This is a genomic window from Paucidesulfovibrio gracilis DSM 16080 (assembly GCF_900167125.1).
Taxonomy (GTDB): Bacteria; Desulfobacterota; Desulfovibrionia; order Desulfovibrionales; family Desulfovibrionaceae; genus Paucidesulfovibrio; species Paucidesulfovibrio gracilis.
In genome coordinates this window covers 112,327-131,899 of sequence record NZ_FUYC01000006.1, presented here as the reverse complement: position 1 = coordinate 131,899, position 19,573 = coordinate 112,327, and the positions used below count along the sequence as shown (strand labels likewise).

Below are 19,573 nucleotides of genomic sequence, written 5' to 3'. Positions count from 1 at the left end.
GGCTTGAAACACGGATTTTCCATGAAAGCGCTTTTCCTCGGACTCGGCGGCGTGGGACAACGCCATCTTCGCAACCTGCTCCAACTCAGGCCGGACGTGCGTCTTGCCGCGGTGCGGCACGGCGACCGCGCCTTTGAAATCGGCTATGACCTGCAACCCGATTATTCCGTGGACATCATGGAAAAATACGGCATCCAGCGTCTGGCCGATCTGGATGAAGCCCTGGCCTGGAAGCCGGACCTCGCGGTGGTGGCCTCCCCCACCAGCGCGCACATGGAGCAGGCCACGGCCCTGGCCCGGGGCGGGGTTCCGGTTTTCCTGGAAAAGCCGGTCTCCGCGGACCATGAGGGGCTGGACGACTTGGTGCGTCTGGCCTCCCGGCCCGCCACTCCGGTCATGGTGGGCTATATGTTCCGCTTTCATCCCGGGGTGCGCCGATTCCTGGAACTGGTCCGGGAGCGTGCCGCGGGACGGCCCCACACCATGCACGTGCAGCTCAATTCCTACATGCCTGCCTGGCACTCCTATGAAAAGTACAACGAGTTCTACGCCGGTCGTAAGGATCTGGGCGGCGGGGCCGTGCTTTCGGAAATCCATGAGCTGGACTTGATCTCGGCCATGCTTGGAGAGCCGCACTCGGTCCACGCCAGCGGGGGAACCCTTTCCAGCCTGGAACTGGACGTGGAGGACACGGCCTGCGCTCTGCTGGAATTTGGCGTGGACGGACGCCCCTTCCCGGTGACGCTGCAAATGTCCTTTGTGCAGCGTCCTCCCACCCGCCGGATCACGCTCTACGCCGAGAACGGCACCATCGAATGGCAGGGCATGACCAGCTGCATCACCCTGCGCGGCACGGACGGGACCGAAACCGTGGAAGACTTTTCCTCCTTTGAACGAAACCAAATGTTTCTGGATGAGCTGGAACACTTCCTTCATTGCCTGGAGCGGGGAGAGACACCCCTGACCAATCTTCCGGACGTGGCCGGCGGACACCGGTTGGCTCTGCAAATCCGCGACGCCCTGGCCTAACCTGACGCACGAGACAACCATGCGAACCAAACGATCCATTCTTTCATAACCCGTCCGCTTACGGAGTCCGGCTGATTACTGGCAGCTCCGGTTCGGTGGTCCAAGACTTTGCTATTCCCGGCTCCCAGCTTTCCTGAACAACACATGGCATGGAGAACCAACAAGATGGCGCTATTTACCATTCGTTCCCAAAACCCTCTTTACCACATTCGCGACACCACTCTGGGCCGCTCGCTCTTCCGAGTCCAAAAGAGTCCCGCCTTCGTTGGCCTAAGCGATAATTACGCCACATGCGTAGCCCCTATCACCGTTGATTCCATGCGTGACGGAAAACACATTTTGCTCTTTGGACTCCCTAAAACTGGAAATTATTGGTTCAACAATCTTATTGTCGAGTCCCTTGGCCTGGAGTTCAAAACACAGGTGCAGTTCACGCATTCGAAATTCCGGGATAAGCACCGATACAATACAAATATTCTTAGGTCGGCCTGCATCATTCGCGACATCCGGGACATGGTGGTCTCACTTTGGCACTGGCTTCCCAAAGGGCCGGCAGCAAAGGACTCCAGAGCACCCTTGCTCAGAACCATGGAGCAGTTTTACTTTCAGTGGTTTTTACCGATTTATTCCCAACACAGGCGTTGGGGAGACTGGATAGAATACCCCAAAACTCTTGTCCGCACAGGCATTCCCATCGTCAGATATGAAGACCTTCACGACGACACCTTCGGTGAAATAACCCGTGTTCTAAAATGGTGGAAAATAGAATACTCAGAACAGGCCGTTCAAGACGCCATTGAGAAAAATACTCTACAGAACGTCAAAAAGAACGCCGGAACCGTGGGCACATATCCCAAAGGCCATGTACGAAAAGGAGGATATGGGGGATATAAGGAAGTATTGCCGCAAGTCATTCTTGACGACATCAATATCCGCTTCAAAGCCTATATCGACGACTGGGGATATGCTTACTATTAATAGGTTCTGCTACCGTTATCCCCATAAGGCAGCATGAGGTCTTGTATTAGAATCGGCTAAAGGAATTCCTCCGGTGCTGTTTTTTGAGCTATCCCGCCATCAAGGACCAGTCCAACTCGTATAAAGCGTGTTTCCAATCCACGATTCAGTTTGCGCGAAAGTTTGTCCCGGCCCCCTTGACTTGCGGGCCGGGCTGCTTATTCTCCCAACCTGCGTACATGCCCGGCCGGGAGTGCGGCTCAAACCGCCCCGCCGTTCCATACATTCCGCGAACTTCAAGGAGAGAGACCGTCATGAACCTGAAGCCCCTGCACGACAATGTTCTGATTCAGCGCGAGGAATCCGAGGAGCGCACCGCTTCCGGCATCATCATCCCCGATTCCGCCAAGGAACGCCCCCAGCGCGGCACTGTCCTGGCCGTGGGCCCGGGCAAAGGCGAAGCCGCCATGAATCTGAAAAAGGGCGACACCGTGCTCTTTGCCAAATACGCCGGAACCGAGTTCAAGGTGGACGGCCTGGAACTGGTCATCATGCGCCAGGACGACGTCATCGCCATCGTTGAATAAGTTCACAAGGATCATCACACCATGAGCGCTAAAAGCATCAATTTTCAAGAGATTGCCCGCAACGGCCTGAAACGGGGCGTGGATACCCTGGCCGACGCCGTCAAGGTCACCCTCGGTCCCAAGGGCCGCAACGTCCTGCTGGAAAAAGGCTGGACCCCGTCCATCACCAAGGACGGCGTGACCGTGGCCAAAGAAATCGACCTCAGCGACAAGTTCGAGAACATGGGCGCCCAGATGGTCAAGGAAGTGGCCTCCAAGACAAACGACATCGCCGGCGACGGTACCACCACCGCCACGGTGCTGGCCCAGGCCGTCTTCTCCCAGGGTCTCAAGCTCATTGCCGCCGGACGCAACCCCCTGGCCGTGAAGCGCGGCATCGACAAAGCCGTAAACGCGGTGATCGAACAGCTGGACAGCATGGCCAAGCCCATCAACAGCGTGGCGGAACTGGCCCAGATCGGCACCATCTCCGCCAACGGCGACACCTCCGTGGGGGACATCCTGGCCCAGGCCATGGACAAGATCGGCCATGAGGGCGTGATCACCATTGAGGAAGCCAAGTCCATGGAAACCACCCTGGACGTGGTGGAAGGCATGCAGCTGGACCGGGGCTACGTTTCCCCCCATTTCGTTACGGACCAGGAAAAGATGGTCTGCGAGATGGAGGAACCCTACGTCCTGCTCACGGACAAAAAAATCTCCAATCTGCGTGAAATCCTGCCCGTGCTGGAGCAGGTCGTCAAAACCCAGCGTCCCCTGCTGATCATCGCCGAGGACATCGCGGGCGAAGCCCTGGCCACCATGGTGGTCAACAAGCTGCGCGGCGGCCTGAAAATCTGCGCCATCAAGGCGCCGGCCTTTGGCGACCGCCGCAAGGCCATGCTCCAGGACATCGCCGTGCTCACGGGCGGCGAGGTGGCCACGGACGACCTGGCCATCAGCCTGGAATCCCTGACCATCAACCACCTCGGCAGCGCCAAAAAGATCACGGTCAGCAAGGACAACACCACCATCGTGGACGGCCTGGGCGACGCCGAGGCCATCAAGCACCGCTGCGACACCATCGAGGCGGAAATCCGCGAGTCCACCTCCAGCTACGACCAGGAAAAGCTGCACGAGCGCCTGGCCAAACTCATGGGCGGTGTGGCCGTCATCCAAGTCGGCGCAGCCACGGAAGTGGCCATGAAAGAAAAGCGCGACCGCGTGGAAGACGCCCTGCACGCCACCCGCGCCGCGGCTGAGGAAGGCATTCTGCCCGGTGGCGGGTGCGCCCTGGTCCGCGCTGCCGCGGCCCTGGACAACCTGACCCCGGCCGACGACGACGAATTGGCCGGCGTGGACATCATCCGTCGGGCTATTGAGGAGCCGCTGCGCCAGATCGCCTCCAACGCGGGCTTTGAAGGCTCCCTGGTGGTGGCGAAAGTACGCGACGGCAAGGACGGATTCGGCTTTAACGCCGCAGTGGGCCAGTATGAAGACCTGCTCGCCTCGGGCGTCATCGACCCCAAAAAGGTGGTGCGCATCGCCCTGCAAAACGCGGCTTCCGTCTCCGGCCTGATGCTGACCACGGAATGCTCCATTGCCGAAAAGGTGGACGAGGAAGACTAGTCCCCTGCTCGAATCGTACCCTGTACACGGGCCGGACCCTGGGCAATTCGTCCGGTTCGGCCCGTTTTTTGTTTCCGCCCCGCCGGAGCAGAACACGACGCACACGTCTTGACCATCCGGTCCGTGGCGACTATGTTTCCGCGCACTGCCGGGTTGTTGCCCGGACCAACAAGGAGGCACCATGAGCACTAAAAAAACCGTCTATCAGCTGGTGGTAGTGGCCAAGGACCAGGAGACTCCCTTGCGGGTGTCCACGGACCATCGGCACCTGGAGCTGGAACGGCAACGCCATATCCGTTCCCTGGCTCCCGGGTACGCGGAAATCCGCGAAATTTCGAAGTAGCTTCGGGCACTGAATGCCCGAGCAACGGCCGTTTGGCCCAGCAATCGGAACATTCGCTTCGTCACCGCAACCATGGATTGCGTTTTTTCATGGGCATGCCGTGCATGTCCGGCGCGATCCGCCCAATTTTCCAGGGCAATGGCCCAGTTGTCCGCCCTTGTGACAGGACGAGAACAAGGGCTGATCCCGCAGGGATCGGCATTGCAGGCGGTGCAAAAGCAGAGAGCCGTCGGGCGGTCCTTCCCTCCGGATCGGAGCGTAGCTCTGTACGTGAACGCTGGAAGGCATTGAAGCAGCGGCGCAAATTCTCTTTGCACCAGTCTGAAAAAGGAAGCGACCGGGCCGAAGTCCGGTCGCTTTTTTCTATCGGCCCGCTGCTGCTCGTGCCCCGATTAACCGCGGACCGTTTCGATCAGGTATCGGCGGCAGGCCATTGTGCCCTGCCTGCCGCCAAACATCGATCGAAAGGCGTTCCCTCTCTCGAATCGCTTTAAAATCTTTCAAAATCCTTCTCGCTCCTGTCCGCCGACCCGGGTTCCAGCTGCCCGGCAGGAACGGACCGGGCCTTGAGCGCCGGCGTGCTTCGTTTCCCGGAAGCCGCATCAACCTTGAAATACTCCATGCTTTGTTGCAGCTCTTCGGCCTGGCTCGACAGCTCCTCGGACGTGGAAGCCATCTGCTCGGAAGCGGACGCGTTTTGCTGCACCACCTGCTCCATCTGGGTTACGGCCCGGGTAATCTGCTCGATGCCCGTGCTCTGTTCTTTTCCGGCCGCGCTGATCTCCTGCACCAGATCCGCGGTCCGGCGGATTTCCGGCACCAGTTCACGCAGCATTTCCCCGGCATGTTCCGCCACCTTGGTGGAATTGCTGGACAGCTCGCTGATCTCACCGGCAGCGGTTCCGCTCCGCTCGGCCAGCTTGCGCACCTCTGCGGCAACCACGGCAAATCCTTTACCGTGTTCCCCGGCGCGGGCCGCTTCAATGGCCGCGTTCAAGGCCAGGAGGTTGGTTTGCCGTGCAATCTCCTCCACGATGGTGATGCGTTCGGCAATATCTTTCATGGCTTCCACAGCTTCGGCCACGGCCTCGCCGGTTTTGGCGGCCTTTTGCGCCGCGGCCGTGGAAATGGCCTCGGTCTGCTCGGCATTGTCCGCGCTTTGCTGGATATTGGATCCCATTTGCTGCATGGAACTGGAGACCTCTTCCACAGAAGCGGCCGACTCGGTGGCCCCTTCGGAAAGGGTCTGCGCCGTGGCGGAAAGTTGTTCACTGCCCGAGGCCACATTCTGAGTGGCAATGTTCACCTCGCCGACCACACGTTGCAGTTCATGGACCATCCCACGCAACGAACCGGCCAGAATGCCGATTTCATCACGCTGGTCCACGTCCACCTCCACCGTAAGATCCCCCCGGCTCACCTGTTCGGCAAACTGCACGCCCTTGCGAAGCGGCAGCACAATGCCGCGGGCAATGGTCCAGGCCAAAAAAATCCCCAAGGCCATGGCCACCCCCGCCACCACCGCAATCATGGTCCTGGTGGCATCGGCGCTGTCCAGCATCTGCTGATCAGTCATAATATTTTCGGCCACAACGCTTCCGGTCTGGTCGAGCAGATCCTGCACCTGACGCAGGGCCGGAATGGTCTGGTCCACATAGACACGCTTGGCTCCCTCCAGACCGGCGATGCGCTCCTCCTGCCAGGCGATCACGCTCTGAAGCCCTTCCAGGGTCTTTTGTGCGGCGGGTTCGGTAACACGCTGATAATAGGCCCAGGCTCCGTCAAAATCCCCGCGATTCAACCGGGCATTGATTTCCACAACCGATTCATGCAAGCGGGCATGCGGTTCAAAAAGCGGCTGCACACGCGCCGCGAACTCGGTATCCTTCTGCATCATTTCACGGGTTTCCTGCGCATAAAGCCATTGCCCCAAACCGCATTCCCGTGGATCTTCCTGCACATCCACCCGGGGCTGACGCCCATTGACCGCCTCCACTACCTGAGCGGACCAAAGCAGGTGGTCCACCTGGCGGGCATACAGAAACCCCACCAACTGCGGATCCACCTCCCGGTACAACTCCGCGATCTTCACAGCGCTTTCATGCAGCTCCCGGTGGGGCTTTTCAATGCGCTCCATGAGCGGGGCAATCTCAGGCACCAATCTTTCCGCCCGGATCCGGCCCTCGCCGTAATACCACCGACCAAACGCACACTTTTTCGGATCGGTTTCCGCGTGCAGTTCGGAGACATGCTTGTCCGTGATCAACTCGTTGACCTGCTCCGCCCATTTGAGATGGTCCACGATGCGCAATACGAAATCGCCGCGCAGCTTGTTGCCCTCAATGACCTCGCCGGCATTGCGGACAATGCCGCCAATGCCCAAAACGGCCCACACGGAAAGCACGCCCAGCAGTCCGAGCACAAGCCCGAACCCAATGAAAAATTTTCCTCCAAGGCGTACATCCTTCCAATGTTTCATGCCGAGTCCTCCGATCCGGTAACTGCCCCCAAAACGTTTGCTTCACGCAGTAAACGTTCCAATGCTTCCTGGTCGGCCCGCCCTTCCAGCCGTCCTCTTTCCTCACCGTAGGCATCGAAAACAAGGTAGGTGGGGGTGCCATGGATGTTCAGCCGCAACATGACCGCTGAAACCCGCGGCACTTCGGCCCACAGAGCGAAAACATGGGCCGGGAGCGACTCTGTTGCGGCTTCCACCACACGGCGATGTTGTTCGTACTCCTCGTCCCGATGCACACAGGCGAGAAACATGGGCCGTTCTTCACGCAACAAGCGTTCAATATCAGCGGGATGCACATCTTTCAGCATGGCCTCGCTCCTTGAACGGACTTAGCAAAAGATGCGCCAGTTTGGGAGGTTACGTGAAAACGCTGTTCTTTCAGGCAATTAAGCACAACTTTGTTCAATACCGACACCGCGCGCAACTGTCCCATGGGACAGTTTGTTCAGACACATATTGTGTCATTTGTTTACAGTTTCAGTTCCAATTCCGCCATGCGCCGGTACAAGCTGCTCCGGCTGATGCCCAAGGCACGCGCCGCACGGCTACGGTTCCAACGGGAATCTTCCAACGCCGACAAAATGGCGGAACGGTCCAGTCCGGCAGGACGCGCCCCACGTTCCCGGCGGGACGAACGCAGTTCCGGTGGAAAATGTTCCGGACGCAACACGCCGCCCCGACAAAGAATACACGCATGTTCCACCGCATGACGCAACTCCCGCACGTTGCCCGGCCAGGGATAATTGAGCAGCAATTCCAGCGCGTCCGGCGAGGGTTCCGAAACATCACGCCCCATGCGGGTACGAAACAGACTCACAAAATGGTTCACCAGCAGCGGGATGTCCTGGGTACGACGGCGCAGAGGCGGGAGCGGTATCACCATGACCTTGAGCCGGTAATAGAGATCCTCGCGAAACACGCCCCGGCGCACCAGGGCCGGTAAATCCGCATTGGTGGCCGCCACCACGCGCACATCCGCAGGACGCGACACGGATTCCCCCAGCCGCTCGTACTCCCTGTTCTCCAGGAATCGAAGCAGCTTCAACTGCGTGCGGATGGAAATCTCCCCAATTTCATCCAAAAAAATCGTGCCGCCCTCTGCCGCCTGGAAACGTCCCACCCTGTCCCGCAATGCCCCGGTGTACGCTCCCTGCACATGGCCGAACAGTTCGCTCTCCAACAATTCCTCGGGCAGGGCCGCACAATTGACACGCACCAACGGTCCCTTGGCCCGGCTTCCCTGGCGGTGCAGCGCTTCGGCCGCCAACTCCTTGCCCGTGCCGGATTCCCCCAGAAGCAGCACCGTGCTGTCCAGATGCGCCAACCGGTCCAGGAGGGAAAACACCTCCCGCATGGGTTCGGAACGGCCCACCAGATCATGAAAACGATTTTGCCGGGCCAGTTCGGTTTCCAGCCGTACCAGCCGGGAAACGTCGCGCAGGATCAATACCGCACCGTTCAACGGCGACCCCGTGCCGGACAAGGGTGCGGTGTTCAACACCACCACCTTGGACACACCGTTCCCGTCCCGGCACTCAAACCGATATTCCCGAACGGGTTCGTCCCGTTCCACGGTACGGCGCAGCATTTTCAGACAACCGGCCATGCAGGATCCAGGCTCGTCCACGGGAGGGCGTCCCAAAATGGACTTGCGACGCAGGCCACTGATGCGCTCGAAGGCGCTGTTGGCCTCCAGCACGGTCATATCCTCGGCCACAATAAGCAGTCCTTCGGGCAGACTGGTAAAAATCGCCTCCAAATTGCGACGATACCCTTCCACACGCTCCCGAAGCCGTCGTCCCGCGGCCTCCTGACGCACGTTTTCCGTGATGTCCTTGGCATAGACCGCCACCCGGCGCACTTCCCCGCCTCCGCCGCACACGGGATACAACCGCACCTCCATATGCATGCCCCGGCGCTCATCCCGCAACAGGACCGGCTGCTTTTCCCGCAGCACTTCTTCGAACGCGGCCCGGCGCTTGTCCACGATGTCGTCCGGGAACAGGTCGAAGCACACGCGGCCAGGCAGGGAATCGACATCCAGGTCGAACCGCTGGGCTGCCGTGGCATTGCCCAGCAGCACTACGCCGTTGCGGTCCAGCAGCATGATAGAATCGGACGTGGCGTCCAGCACCCCGCGAAGCGCCTCGTCCCGTTCCCGAAGGGCGTTCAAGGCCGCGCACAGAGCTGTCCCGTCAGCCACATCCCCGGGACAAAGCATGCCGTCCAGATCGGAAAAACCTTCCCGATTCGGTGCTGTTTTGTCCCGCTCTTTTTTTTCGGCCATCCTCTCCCCCTGGCTGCAACGCCTCTTCGTGTGTTCTTTCACGCGGTCCGCCACAGGTCGCCAGCGCCTCTGCAATCCCCTGCGCGAGCCTTCATTTCCGACCTGCACTATTGACGATTCCCTGGCGGGAACGGTATCAATTTTTTCAACATCCATCATCCAGGAGAACGCCATGGTCCGTTTTTTTCTTTCTTTGCTGTCGGTTTTGTTCGTTGCCGCCCCAAGCCTTGCGGCTCCGTGCATTTCAGCCGACCCGGGTCCGGCCGTCTCCACACCGTTCGCCACGATTGCGCCGCAACAGCAACGCATGAGTCCGGATCTGGCGGAATGGCCGGGCGCGCCCTGCGTCACGGACGCGGACTGCGGGGATTTGCGCTGTTGCGACGGCGTGTGCGCCGACTCCTGCCGGGCCGACGAGGCCATCTTCAACGCGGAGAGCGCACAAACCCCGCGTCCATAACGCGGCCCGGTTCCCCGTCACGAGAGCGGCGTTCCATACGTCCTGGAACTGTGCTATACCGGATGCCAAACCCGACAAAACAGCCGGAGGATATGCCTCCGATTTCTGGGAGTGGACACCATGACCAAACTATTGAAACGAATTCTTCTCGTCCTGGGCGGCCTGGCCGTCCTGCTGGCCGTCGGCCTTACCCTGGTGGTCCTGCTGGTGGATCCCAATGAATACAAGGACGACATCACCAAAGCCGTGTACGAAACCACGGGCATGGAACTGACCATTGAAGGCAACCTGGAGCTGCGGGTGTTCCCCTGGATCGGCGTGGACACCGGCGCGGTCCGGCTGGGCAACCCGCCGGGCTTTGGGGATGAGCCGTTCGTGAGTCTGCAAAGCGCGTCCGTCAGCCTCCAGGTGCTGCCCTTGCTTTCCGGCTCGGTGCAGGCCGGACAAATCGACGTGCAGGGACTGCGGCTGAACCTGTTGCGCAATGCGGACGGCGCCGCCAACTGGGAAGCCCTGGGCAAAAAGGACGCTGCGGAAACCGCCCCGGCGGAAGAGCAACCCCAATCCGGCGCGGACAAGGCCGGCCAAGGCCTGGACCTGGCCATCGGCGGGCTGAACGTCACGGACGCCAACATTCTTTTCGACGACCGGCAGGCGGGAAAGCGCTTTGCCCTGGAGGGGCTGAATCTCCGCCTGGGTGAGGTGCAGCCGGGGCAACCCTTTGATATGAAGGTTTCCCTGGGGCTTGAAAGCTCCCAGCCGCCCCTGGGGGCCGACATTCAGGTTCAGGCCGTGGCTGCCCTGGATCTGGCGCAGCAGGTCTATGAGCTGAACGACTTGCAGGCCACGGTCCAGGCCCGGGGAGAAGCCGTACCCGGTGGGGAAACCACTGTGCAGGCCGATGCCCGAACCTTGCTTGCGGACCTGGGCCGTCAGGTGGTCACCACCGAAGGACTGACCCTGAACGTCTACGGCGTGACCCTGAACGCCGAGCTGGCCGCCTCGGACATCAAGTCCGCGCCCCGAGCCAAGGGTACCCTGCGCGTGGATCCCTTTGACGCAAAAAAGCTGCTGACCGCCCTGGGCCAGACCCCCCCCGAAACCACCGATCCCACGGCCCTGGGCAACGTGTCCCTGGCTCTTGGCTTTGATTACGGCCCGGATGCGGCCACCGTGCATGATCTGATCCTGAACCTGGACGGACAGGAAATCACGGGCGAGGCCAGCATGATCGCCGGAGACGTCCCCGCCTACGACGTCAAAATCCAGGCCGACTCCCTGAATCTGGATCCCTACCGTGCGCCCCAGGCCGAAGAGCCGGCCGAGACCGAGGCGGAAACGGATCCGCAAACCACTCCGGCGGGGCAGGACGAAAAGCCCCTGCTGCCCAAGGCCGTTGCCGAACAATTGCGCTCGCTCCGGCTGGACGCCCTACTCAAAGTGGGACAGCTCAAGGCCTCACCCGCGGAACTCTCCGACCTTCTGATTCTCATCACGGCCCGCGACGGTCTGCTCAAGGTGGAACCCGCCTCCTTCACCCTCTACGAAGGCGACCTGACCTCGTCCATGAGCATGGACGTGCGCGGCACCATTCCCAACTACGCCCTGAACCTGGATCTGAACGGGCTGGCCATCGGTCCCCTGCTCCAGGCCATCCAGGGCAAGGAATCCCTGAGCGGACGCACCAATGCCGAAACAGCGCTCACGGTCCGGGGCAACACCCTGGAGCAGCTCAAGCGGACCTTGAGCGGCAACGTACGTTTCGACATCCACGACGGCGTGTTTCCGGGCGTGGACCTGGCAGGCGTGATGACCAAGGCCTACCGCAAACTTGAATCCTCGGGTGACGGTGAGATTCAGACCCAGGAAGATGCACGCACCCAGTTCGGCCTGGTCTCCGGCTCCGCCACCATCACCAACGGTCTGGTGGACAACCGCGACTTCCTCTTCAAGTCCCCGTTTCTGCAGGCCGACGGCGAAGGCGTGGTCAGCCTGCCGGAAAACTCGGTCAACTATCTGGTTGTGGGCGCCCTCCTGGCCTCCACCGAGGGACAGGGCCGGGGCGACAAGGCCGACTACGTGGGCATCGGCATTCCCATCCGCGTAAAGGGCGATTTCGACGATCTGCACTTCTGGCCCGATCCTGTGAAGTGGGCCGAGATGATCGCAGGGGGCGCGCTGAACATCCTGGGCGACGGCGCGGAAACCGTGCTGGACACCCCGGGCGCGCTCCTGGACGCGGTGGGCGGCCTGGGTTCCAAAAACGAGGGCGCGGCCAAGGAAGAGCCGACACAGGGAGCCGCTCCGGACCAATCCTCCTCATCCAATCCCCTGGACGAAGTGGAAAAGGGGCTGAAAGGCCTTTTCTAACGCCGGATTCCGGCACACGGCAGTAACGGTCCGTCCGCACCGGAACCCCGGTCGGGCGGGCCGATGTCTTGCCAAACCCCAATGACGGGCGTAAAAGAAAGAAAGCTTCATCGTTTTTTCCAATATGCATCGGGCAAACGTTTTCTCACATTTTTCCAGCATGTTCCATGCCCGATACACTGCCAAGGAGACCGCACATGAGCCAATCCTTTGACACGGACCTGCAACGCAGCGGGCTTACCCGTCGCGATTTTCTCCGTCTCACTTCAGCGTTCACGGCCACGGCCGTGATGGCTCCCCTGTTGGACGGATGCGCGGTCAATCCCGTCACCGGCCAAAGCCAGCTCATGTTCCATTCCAAGGAAGATGAGATCGCCATGGATCAAAACGCGTCTCCGCATCAATTTTCCAATGACTACGGTCCTGTTCAGGATGCGGCCCTGAATAATTACGTGGACTCGCTGGGCAAAAAGATGGGACGGCTCAGCCACCGGCCGGACATGCCCTACAACTATCGGGTTCTGAACGCCACCTACGTCAATGCCTACGCCTTTCCCGGCGGGTCCATCGCCACCACCCGGGGTATTTTGCTTGAGCTGGAAGACGAAGCCGAGCTGGCCGCTCTGATCGGCCATGAGAACGGACACGTCAACGCCCGGCATACCAGCGCGTCCAGAAGCAAGGGGCTGGTGCTCTCCGCGATCATGGCCGGGGCCACGGCGTATGCCACCTCCCAGGCGGGCAGCGGATGGCAGCCGCTCATCGCGGGGCTTGGAACCCTGAGCACCTCCGCCCTGCTGATGCACTACAGCCGTGAAAACGAACGGCAGGCCGACGACCTGGGCATGGAATACGCCACCCGCGCCGGGCTGAACCCGAAGGGCATGGTCGGACTGCATGAACTGCTCATGAGTCTGAACAAGCGCAAGCCCACCATTCTTGAAACCATGTTCGCCACCCACCCCATGAGTTCCGAACGCCATGCCACCGCGGTCAAGGCCGTGAACGGCAAATACAAGCCCTACACCAGGCTCCCTTCCAACAGGGAGCGGTTCATGGACCATACAGCGCGACTGCGGCGACAAAAAGGCGTGGTCAAGGAGCTGCAAAACGGCTCGGACCACATGCGTAAGGAAGACCTCATGCAGGCGGAACAGTCCTACTCCCGCGCCCTGAACATGCAGCCCAACGACTATGCCGGTCTACTGATGATGGCCGAGTGCCAGGCCGCGCTGGACCGTCCGCGCAAGGCGGAACAATACGCCCGCCGCGCCAGCCAGATCTATCCGCAGGAACCCAGGGCGCAGCTCAACATGGGCGTGGCCCGGCTCATGGGTCGCCGCTACAACGCCGCCTACGAAAACTTCGTACGCTACGACCGCATGTTGCCCGGCAATATTCAGATGGAATTCTTCAAGGGATACGCTATGGATGCAGCCGGTAACAAGCAACAGGCCAGTTCCCACTACTATTCCTACCTCCAGCAGGTACGCCAGGGTGATCAGGCCGTGTATGCCTATCAGCGGCTGCGCACGTGGGGCGTGGTTCAGTGATCCGCTTGACCACCGGCTCCAAGAGCCAGCACCCGGCGGATTTCCTGCAATAGATTCGACAGCAACACGGGTTTGGAAAGATATCCGTCAAACCCGTGCTGCAACAATTTTTCCTGATCTCCCCGCATGGCGTGGGCTGTGAGCGCCACCACGGGCAACCGGGCCAGATCGCGCCGCAACTCGGAACGGATGGTGCGCAACGTATCCCACCCGTCCAGCCGGGGCATCTGGATATCCAGAAGCAGTACATCCGGTTTTGGCCCGGTATGGTGTCGCAAATACTCCAGACACTGCTCGCCATCCACCACACTCTGCACACGGATGTCCGCGCGTTCCAACAATCGCGTCACTGCGATGCGGTTCACGGCATCGTCCTCGGCCAGCAGCACCCGCAGGCCGCGCAGATCCATTCCCTCTGCGGAAACAGGTTGCGATTCGGATCCCGTGGCCGCCGCCTCCGCCTGGATGTCCGGTACATCCAGGCTTAAACTCACATACACATCCGTGCCGCGATCCGGCTCACTATCCACGGCCACATGCCCGCCCATGAGGTCCAGCAGGCGCTTGACAATGGAAAGACCAAGTCCGGCTCCCTCGAATCGACGGTTAAAATCCCGTTCCACCTGGGTAAACGGTTGGAACAAGGTCTCCAAGGCCTCCTCGGGAATGCCGATGCCCGAATCCGAAATCACGAACAGTAGGCGGGTTCGCTGCTCCGTTGTTTCCAGCGGGGAAACCTCCAGCCGCACTGTGCCGCCGCTGGAAAATTTCACGGCATTGCCCGTCAGGTTGAATAGCACCTGCTGGAGGCGCACAGGGTCGCCCATGACCAGGTCGGGCGTTTCCGGATGGATATGCAACTCCAGGCCCACGCCCTTTTTCTCGGCCGTGGGCAGCAGCAATTCCCGAATGGAGCGGAAAAGTTCCCGCAGGCGAACCGGTTCCCGCGTTACGGATAAACGGCCCGCCTCAATGCGCGAGATGTCCAGGATATCACCCAGAAGACGCGTCAGCCGCAAGGAGGATCGGAGCGCGGTGCGGACATATTCGCTCTGCTCCGGAGCCAGTCCGGTGGTCTCCAGCAACTGCAACAGCCCCACCACCCCGTTAAGCGGGGTTCGCACCTCATGGCTCATGTTGGCCAGAAACTCACTTTTGGCCCGGCTGGCCTCCTCGGCGCGGCTCATGGCCCGGCGCAATTCCTCTTCCGTCTGCATTCGCCGGGTCACATCCGCAAAAATGGCCGTCACTTCACCCGAGGAAAGCCGGTACACCCGGTTTTCCCGCCAGCCTTGGCGCTGCTCATCCTCATACCAACGGGGCGGCAGGTCTACAGGCTCGCCGCTCAGCATGACGTGCTGCAATGTCCCCACCAACCCGAACCGATCCATATGTGGAAAGCATTCCAACAGGGGACGGCCCACCACGTCGGCCTTGGTTACTTTGGTGATGCGCTCGGCGCTGGGATTGAAATCCGAAAAAACGAATCCGTTCACGTCCTCGTCCCAACGATACACGGCCAGGCCGTCGGGCATGTTCTCAAACACGCCCCGGTACCGGAACTCATCGATTTTATAATGGGTGATGTCGTCGATCTGGGAAAGGATGGTTTCCACGGTTCCGTCCTCGCCCGGAAGCGCGGAATTGAACCAACGGCAATACCGGACCTCTCCGGTCCTGGTATAATTCCGATTTTCCGAGATATTATACTGCTCTTCCCCTCGGTAGAGCCGGGCAATGCGGCGCTCCACATCCGCTTGATCCTCATCATGAACGAACCGCCAGTCAGCCCATGTCCGTCCGCAGATTTCCTCGGCGGACCAACCAAACACCTCTTCAGCCCGGCGAGACCAGTATTGGATGCGGCCATCGCGATCCCAGACCACGACAGCCAGCGGCGAATGTTCCACGTGCCATTGCAGTGTACCTGGTTTTCCCTGCCGGTTCGAAGTGCGCAACGTGGCTTTGAGTCCTGTGGTGTTGCGTTTCCTTTCCGCCACGGCCTGCCCTCCATTCGAGAAACTACAGGAACAAGAATCCAATTCCTTCATGTTCAATGGAGCATATCCACGTCCCGCTGTCCATTGCTCTCACCAGTTCCCGAGGGGCGAGCGTTATAATCTCTCCCAAAACGTGAGACATTTTGGTCCGTGCGTGCGCAAAAAGGGAACACCCCTCAACATGAACCATCTGTTTTTTCATTAAATATCAACACGTGGCAACTATGGCACACAGGTTGCTCCATCCCTTTCAAAAAAACGCAGGATGCTTTAGGAGAGGAATACGGTCGATCCGATTCCATCCAACCGAACGAGGAGGAACGATATGAGAAGGATTGCCATCATCGCCGTGGCGCTGGCTGCGCTGCTCTGTGCCCTTACCGCGGTGGCCATTGCTGCCGCCGACGCCCCCAAGGACGCCGTGGAGATGAAGTACCCCGGGGAACACGCCAAGTACGCCCCCATCATGTTTGAACACCATGCAGGACACCTGGGCGTGGAAGGCGGATGCGTGACCTGCCATCACACCTGGGACGGCGAAAGCGCCATTTCCACCTGTGACACGGAAGGCTGTCACAACGACACCAGCCGCGAAAACAAGCGGGAACCCACGTCCTATGACTCGGCCTTCCACAGCCGCAAGGCACCCAACAGCTGTGTGGGCTGCCACTCGGCCATGCTCAAGGCGGACGCCTCGTTCAAGGGTCCCAAGAAGTGCAACGACTGCCACAGCAAGAAGTAACCCCTTACCTCCACCCGCAACCGACGCGGTCCGTTCCCAAGTGGAGCGGGCCGCGTCCCGCGTTTCAAGGGGGCTACTCCCGACCCGGCTCCCGCAAGCCGTATTTGTTGATCTTATAATGTATGGCCCGCCGGCTGATGCCGAGCAGATCCGCGGCCGCAGTCTTGTTCCAGCGGGTATGCTCCAGGGCGCGCAAAATCGCCTGCCGCTCATTGTTTTCCAACGAAAGCTCCGTATCGTCCCCTTGCGTGGAACGGGGATGATCAGCACTCCGGGGGACGGAAACATCCTCCAATTGCAAATCCGCCGGGCGCACCAGCCCGTCCGTGGCAAACACGGCCCCGGCCTCCACCGCGTGGCGCAATTCGCGCACATTTCCGGGCCAGGAATGCGTACAAAGCAATTCCATGGCCTCCGACGAAAACCGCAATGGCTCGCGGTCCTGCTCCCCGCAGGCACGTTCCAGAAAACGCTGCGCCAGGAGCGGGATGTCCTCGGGACGCTCCCGCAACGGCGGCACCACCAGGGTCACCACCTTGATGCGGTAGTACAAATCCTCCCGAAACTCGCCGCCACGCACCATTTCCCGCAGGTCCGCGTTGGTGGCGGCCACCACCCGGCTTTCCACGCGCACGTCCCGCACATCGCCAACGGGCCGGATGGTGCCCTCCTGCAAAAATCGCAACAGGCGCGTCTGCATCTCCGGTGAAATGTTGCCGATCTCGTCCAAAAACAGGGTGCCTTTGTCGGCCTGTGCAATGAGTCCTTTTTTATCCCTGAGCGCATGCGTGAACGATCCCTTGACGTGGCCGAACAATTCACTTTCCAAAAGGCTGGCCGGAGTGGACCCGCAGTCCACCACCACAAAGGGACCATCCGAACGGCGGGAAAGCTGGTGCAACAGACGGGCGGCCAGTTCCTTGCCCGTTCCGGACTCCCCGGCCACCAGCACGTTCACGTCCGTGCGGGCCACGCGCTCCAGCAACTGCTGAAACCGGCGCATGGCCGGACTTTCACCGCCCCAGAGCACCTTGCGGATTTCAGCGCACCCGTCCCGGCCCGAGACGTCCTCCCGGGGCAGCAGCTCGCGCACCCGGCGGACCAACTCCTTGCCGTCAAACGGCTTGGTCAGATAATCCGCAGCACCGGACCGGGTCAGGGCCACGGCGTCGGGAATGGTGCCGTAGGCCGTGAGCAAAATCACGGGAATATGCGGATACTGCTCGCGCACTTCGGCAAGCAGCCCTTCACCGCCCATGCCCGGCATCTTCACATCCGAGACCACCAGGTCCACGGCCCGATCCTCCATGATGGACAGCGCCTGTTCCGCATTCTCGGAACGCACCGGCTCCAGACCGGCCGAGGCAAGGCGCGCCTCCATCACGTCCAAAATTCCCGGGTCGTCGTCCACCACCAGTACCACGCGCTTATTCGCCATGTTCGCCGTCCGTTGCCGTTGATTGTCCTTGGTCCGGGCCATCGCCCCCGTTGCCATGGGGTAACAGGAACCAGAACGCGCAGCCCGATTCCGGGTCGCGCCCCTCCACCCACATGCGTCCGCCGTGCGCCAGCACAATGCTTTGTGAAATATATAACCCCAATCCCGCACCCTCAACCGTGCCGGCCTCGCCACGATACCACTTCTGAAAGACCAACTCGCGCTCTGACTCGGGAATGCCCGGTCCCTGGTCCAACACGCCAAAGGCAACGCCCTCGGCATTCCGGCGCAACTCCAGCCGCACGGTTCCGCGTCTGGGAGAAAACTTCACGGCATTTCCCAGCAGATTGACCAACACCTGCTCCACCTGCCCGGCGTCGGCACGCACCGACCATGCGGATTCCGGCAATGGTTCGGGGGCTTCCAGGCGGATGTCCTTGGCTGCGGCCGCGGGGCGCACCCGCTCCAGCGCGGTATGGGCCAGAGTATGCGGATCAAGGGACGCGGGCGAAACATCCATCCTGCCCGCTTCCAGCCGGGACACCCGCATGAGCCGCTCCAAAAGCGCGGATAAGCGTTCGGCTTCCCGGGCCGCCAATCCCAAAAACCGCTGCTGCTTCTCGTTCACTGCACCAAAGGAACCGTCTCCCACCAGGTCCACGGATTCCCGAATACTGGTCAGGGGGGTGCGTATTTCATGACTGAGCATGGAGATGAAATCCGCCCGCATGCGCTCCTCGCGCTCCAGCCGGGCAGTGAGCCGGTCCAATGCCTGGGCCAGTTCGCCCAGTTCGTCGCGGCTGCGTACGTCCACGGACGTGGCCCGGCCCGTGCGTCCAAATTCCCGCAGAGCCGCACGGATGGTCCGCAAAGACCGGTTCACTCCGTAGGCAAACAACAGGGAACCGGTCAGCCCCAGGGCAATGATCAGCCCCAGGCCCATCAGTCCCCGCCGGGAGGCCATGGACGCGGTCCGGTTCAGATCGCCGAGACGCTGCTCCATGGCGCGCTGGTTGTCGTCGCGCACCTCGCGCAACCGTTCCATCCAGCCCGCCACGGTGCGGTCCGGCATGAGCAGTCGCTCCGGGGCCGCGCCTTTCTTCAAGGTGATGGAATACTCCCGGGTCAACGGCTCGAATTCATCCTGATATTCCGGGTGCTGGGCCAGGGTCTGTTCCAGCATGTCGCCCAATTGGGCCAGGTCGCGCACCACGGCTTCCATGTAGGCGTCATCCTGGAGGATTTCATATCGTTTCCGGTTCTCTTCCAGCTTGGCCAGCTGCTGGAGCATGCGCTGCACGGCAACGCCCACTTCATGGTTGGTGCGTACAATCTCCCCGGAATCGGCCACAATTTCGTCAATACCGGAAAGCAGATAGGCGGTGGTGGCGTAAAACACGGCAATGAGCGCCAGGCACCAAAGCAGCAAACGGGCGGTAATGCCCATACGGATTCGGGTATGCACACGGCCTCCGGTCCGAAGTTGACGGAACGAATCAGCATCGCCGAAACACGGTGTTGTTTCAAGGCGATGGATCTTTTGGATACACGGAAGCCGGAGCCGGGTCCAGAACCGACCAACACCGCCGGAACAAAGCACGGATGCCGTGTATTTTTGATATGTGCTTTTAAGGAGGGGAACCAAGGAACATGAGGCGCACAAAAAAGCCGCGGCAAGAGG

The 19,573-nt window shown here is 60.7% G+C and carries 14 protein-coding genes and 2 pseudogenes; 9 read left to right on the top strand and 7 right to left on the bottom strand.

Annotated features, from left to right (window positions below):
* The first annotated feature begins 21 nt into the window (after positions 1-21).
* The 5 genes from B5D49_RS08535 (at position 22) to B5D49_RS14860 (ending at position 4,524) form a co-directional block, all read left to right on the top strand.
* The gene (locus tag B5D49_RS08535) at positions 22-1,029 is read left to right on the top strand and encodes a Gfo/Idh/MocA family protein (RefSeq protein WP_078717265.1); all 1,008 of its coding nucleotides are present in this window, start codon (positions 22-24) and stop codon (positions 1,027-1,029) included.
* Between the two features lie 165 nt (positions 1,030-1,194).
* Positions 1,195-2,007, top strand: coding sequence for a sulfotransferase domain-containing protein (locus B5D49_RS08530; RefSeq protein WP_159447180.1), 813 nt, complete (start codon positions 1,195-1,197; stop codon positions 2,005-2,007).
* A gap of 293 nt (positions 2,008-2,300) precedes the next feature.
* Complete coding sequence (locus B5D49_RS08525) at positions 2,301-2,573, top strand: co-chaperone GroES (protein WP_078717263.1); 273 nt, start codon at positions 2,301-2,303, stop codon at positions 2,571-2,573.
* Positions 2,574-2,594: 21 nt separating this feature from the next.
* Entirely contained in the window at positions 2,595-4,181 is a 1,587-nt protein-coding gene (groL, locus tag B5D49_RS08520; protein WP_078717262.1) for a chaperonin GroEL, read from the top strand.
* A gap of 181 nt (positions 4,182-4,362) precedes the next feature.
* Positions 4,363-4,524 (top strand): hypothetical protein, encoded by a 162-nt coding sequence (locus B5D49_RS14860; protein ID WP_159447179.1) that lies wholly within the window; start codon positions 4,363-4,365, stop codon positions 4,522-4,524.
* Positions 4,525-5,014: 490 nt separating this feature from the next.
* On the opposite strand, the pseudogene B5D49_RS15165 reads toward B5D49_RS14860, so the two are convergent.
* From B5D49_RS15165 to B5D49_RS08505, 4 genes and pseudogenes are all read right to left on the bottom strand, one after another.
* Positions 5,015-6,016 (bottom strand): annotated as a pseudogene (locus tag B5D49_RS15165) (methyl-accepting chemotaxis protein); the annotation flags it as partial.
* A gap of 330 nt (positions 6,017-6,346) precedes the next feature.
* Positions 6,347-7,003 (bottom strand): annotated as a pseudogene (locus tag B5D49_RS15160) (CZB domain-containing protein); the annotation flags it as partial.
* The gene (locus B5D49_RS08510; RefSeq protein ID WP_078717260.1) at positions 7,000-7,350 is read right to left on the bottom strand and encodes a TlpA family protein disulfide reductase; all 351 of its coding nucleotides are present in this window, start codon (positions 7,348-7,350) and stop codon (positions 7,000-7,002) included. The gene B5D49_RS08510 and the pseudogene B5D49_RS15160, both read right to left, overlap by 4 nt.
* A gap of 161 nt (positions 7,351-7,511) precedes the next feature.
* Positions 7,512-9,329: a sigma 54-interacting transcriptional regulator gene (locus tag B5D49_RS08505; RefSeq protein ID WP_159447178.1), complete on the bottom strand. Its 1,818-nt coding sequence runs from the start codon at positions 9,327-9,329 to the stop codon at positions 7,512-7,514.
* Positions 9,330-9,501: 172 nt separating this feature from the next.
* Between B5D49_RS08505 and B5D49_RS14855 the strand changes: the two genes are divergently transcribed.
* The 3 genes from B5D49_RS14855 to B5D49_RS08495 all read left to right on the top strand — a co-directional run bounded on the left by B5D49_RS14855 (position 9,502) and on the right by B5D49_RS08495 (position 13,712).
* Positions 9,502-9,789 carry a hypothetical protein gene (locus B5D49_RS14855; protein ID WP_159447177.1) on the top strand — a complete coding sequence of 96 codons (288 nt, stop codon included), beginning with the start codon at positions 9,502-9,504 and terminating at the stop codon, positions 9,787-9,789.
* 120 nt (positions 9,790-9,909) lie between these two features.
* Entirely contained in the window at positions 9,910-12,159 is a 2,250-nt protein-coding gene (locus tag B5D49_RS08500; RefSeq protein ID WP_078717258.1) for an AsmA family protein, read from the top strand.
* A gap of 197 nt (positions 12,160-12,356) precedes the next feature.
* A complete protein-coding gene (locus B5D49_RS08495; protein WP_078717257.1) occupies positions 12,357-13,712 on the top strand; it encodes a M48 family metalloprotease in 1,356 nt (451 codons plus the stop codon).
* Here the strand turns inward: B5D49_RS08495 and B5D49_RS08490 are convergent.
* Positions 13,706-15,712: a PAS domain-containing hybrid sensor histidine kinase/response regulator gene (locus B5D49_RS08490; RefSeq protein ID WP_159447176.1), complete on the bottom strand. Its 2,007-nt coding sequence runs from the start codon at positions 15,710-15,712 to the stop codon at positions 13,706-13,708. The genes B5D49_RS08495 and B5D49_RS08490 overlap by 7 nt on opposite strands.
* Before the next feature lie 325 nt (positions 15,713-16,037).
* Between B5D49_RS08490 and B5D49_RS08485 the strand changes: the two genes are divergently transcribed.
* A complete protein-coding gene (locus B5D49_RS08485; protein ID WP_078717255.1) occupies positions 16,038-16,454 on the top strand; it encodes a cytochrome c3 family protein in 417 nt (138 codons plus the stop codon).
* 73 nt (positions 16,455-16,527) lie between these two features.
* On the opposite strand, the gene B5D49_RS08480 is transcribed toward B5D49_RS08485, so the two are convergent.
* Both B5D49_RS08480 and B5D49_RS08475 read right to left on the bottom strand, forming a co-directional pair.
* Positions 16,528-17,892, bottom strand: a complete 1,365-nt coding sequence (locus B5D49_RS08480) for a sigma-54-dependent transcriptional regulator (protein ID WP_078717254.1) — start codon at positions 17,890-17,892, stop codon at positions 16,528-16,530.
* A complete protein-coding gene (locus B5D49_RS08475) occupies positions 17,882-19,357 on the bottom strand; it encodes a HAMP domain-containing sensor histidine kinase (protein WP_159447175.1) in 1,476 nt (491 codons plus the stop codon). Before B5D49_RS08475 ends, B5D49_RS08480 begins: the two co-directional genes overlap by 11 nt.
* Between the last annotated feature and the right edge of the window lie 216 nt (positions 19,358-19,573).

Excerpts from the sequence above, each read along its gene's own strand:
- B5D49_RS14855 (WP_159447177.1), top strand. The coding sequence starts at position 9,502 with ATGGTCCGTTTTTTTCTTTCTTTGCTGTCGGTTTTGTTCGTTGCCGCC.
- B5D49_RS08485 (WP_078717255.1), top strand. The coding sequence starts at position 16,038 with ATGAGAAGGATTGCCATCATCGCCGTGGCGCTGGCTGCGCTGCTCTGT.
- B5D49_RS08495 (WP_078717257.1), top strand. The coding sequence starts at position 12,357 with ATGAGCCAATCCTTTGACACGGACCTGCAACGCAGCGGGCTTACCCGT.
- B5D49_RS08480 (WP_078717254.1), bottom strand. The coding sequence starts at position 17,892 with ATGGCGAATAAGCGCGTGGTACTGGTGGTGGACGACGACCCGGGAATT.
- B5D49_RS08500 (WP_078717258.1), top strand. The coding sequence starts at position 9,910 with ATGACCAAACTATTGAAACGAATTCTTCTCGTCCTGGGCGGCCTGGCC.
- B5D49_RS08510 (WP_078717260.1), bottom strand. The coding sequence starts at position 7,350 with ATGCTGAAAGATGTGCATCCCGCTGATATTGAACGCTTGTTGCGTGAA.
- B5D49_RS08530 (WP_159447180.1), top strand. The coding sequence starts at position 1,195 with ATGGCGCTATTTACCATTCGTTCCCAAAACCCTCTTTACCACATTCGC.
- groL (WP_078717262.1), top strand. The coding sequence starts at position 2,595 with ATGAGCGCTAAAAGCATCAATTTTCAAGAGATTGCCCGCAACGGCCTG.
- B5D49_RS08535 (WP_078717265.1), top strand. The coding sequence starts at position 22 with ATGAAAGCGCTTTTCCTCGGACTCGGCGGCGTGGGACAACGCCATCTT.
- B5D49_RS08525 (WP_078717263.1), top strand. The coding sequence starts at position 2,301 with ATGAACCTGAAGCCCCTGCACGACAATGTTCTGATTCAGCGCGAGGAA.
- B5D49_RS08505 (WP_159447178.1), bottom strand. The coding sequence starts at position 9,329 with ATGGCCGAAAAAAAAGAGCGGGACAAAACAGCACCGAATCGGGAAGGT.
- B5D49_RS14860 (WP_159447179.1), top strand. The coding sequence starts at position 4,363 with ATGAGCACTAAAAAAACCGTCTATCAGCTGGTGGTAGTGGCCAAGGAC.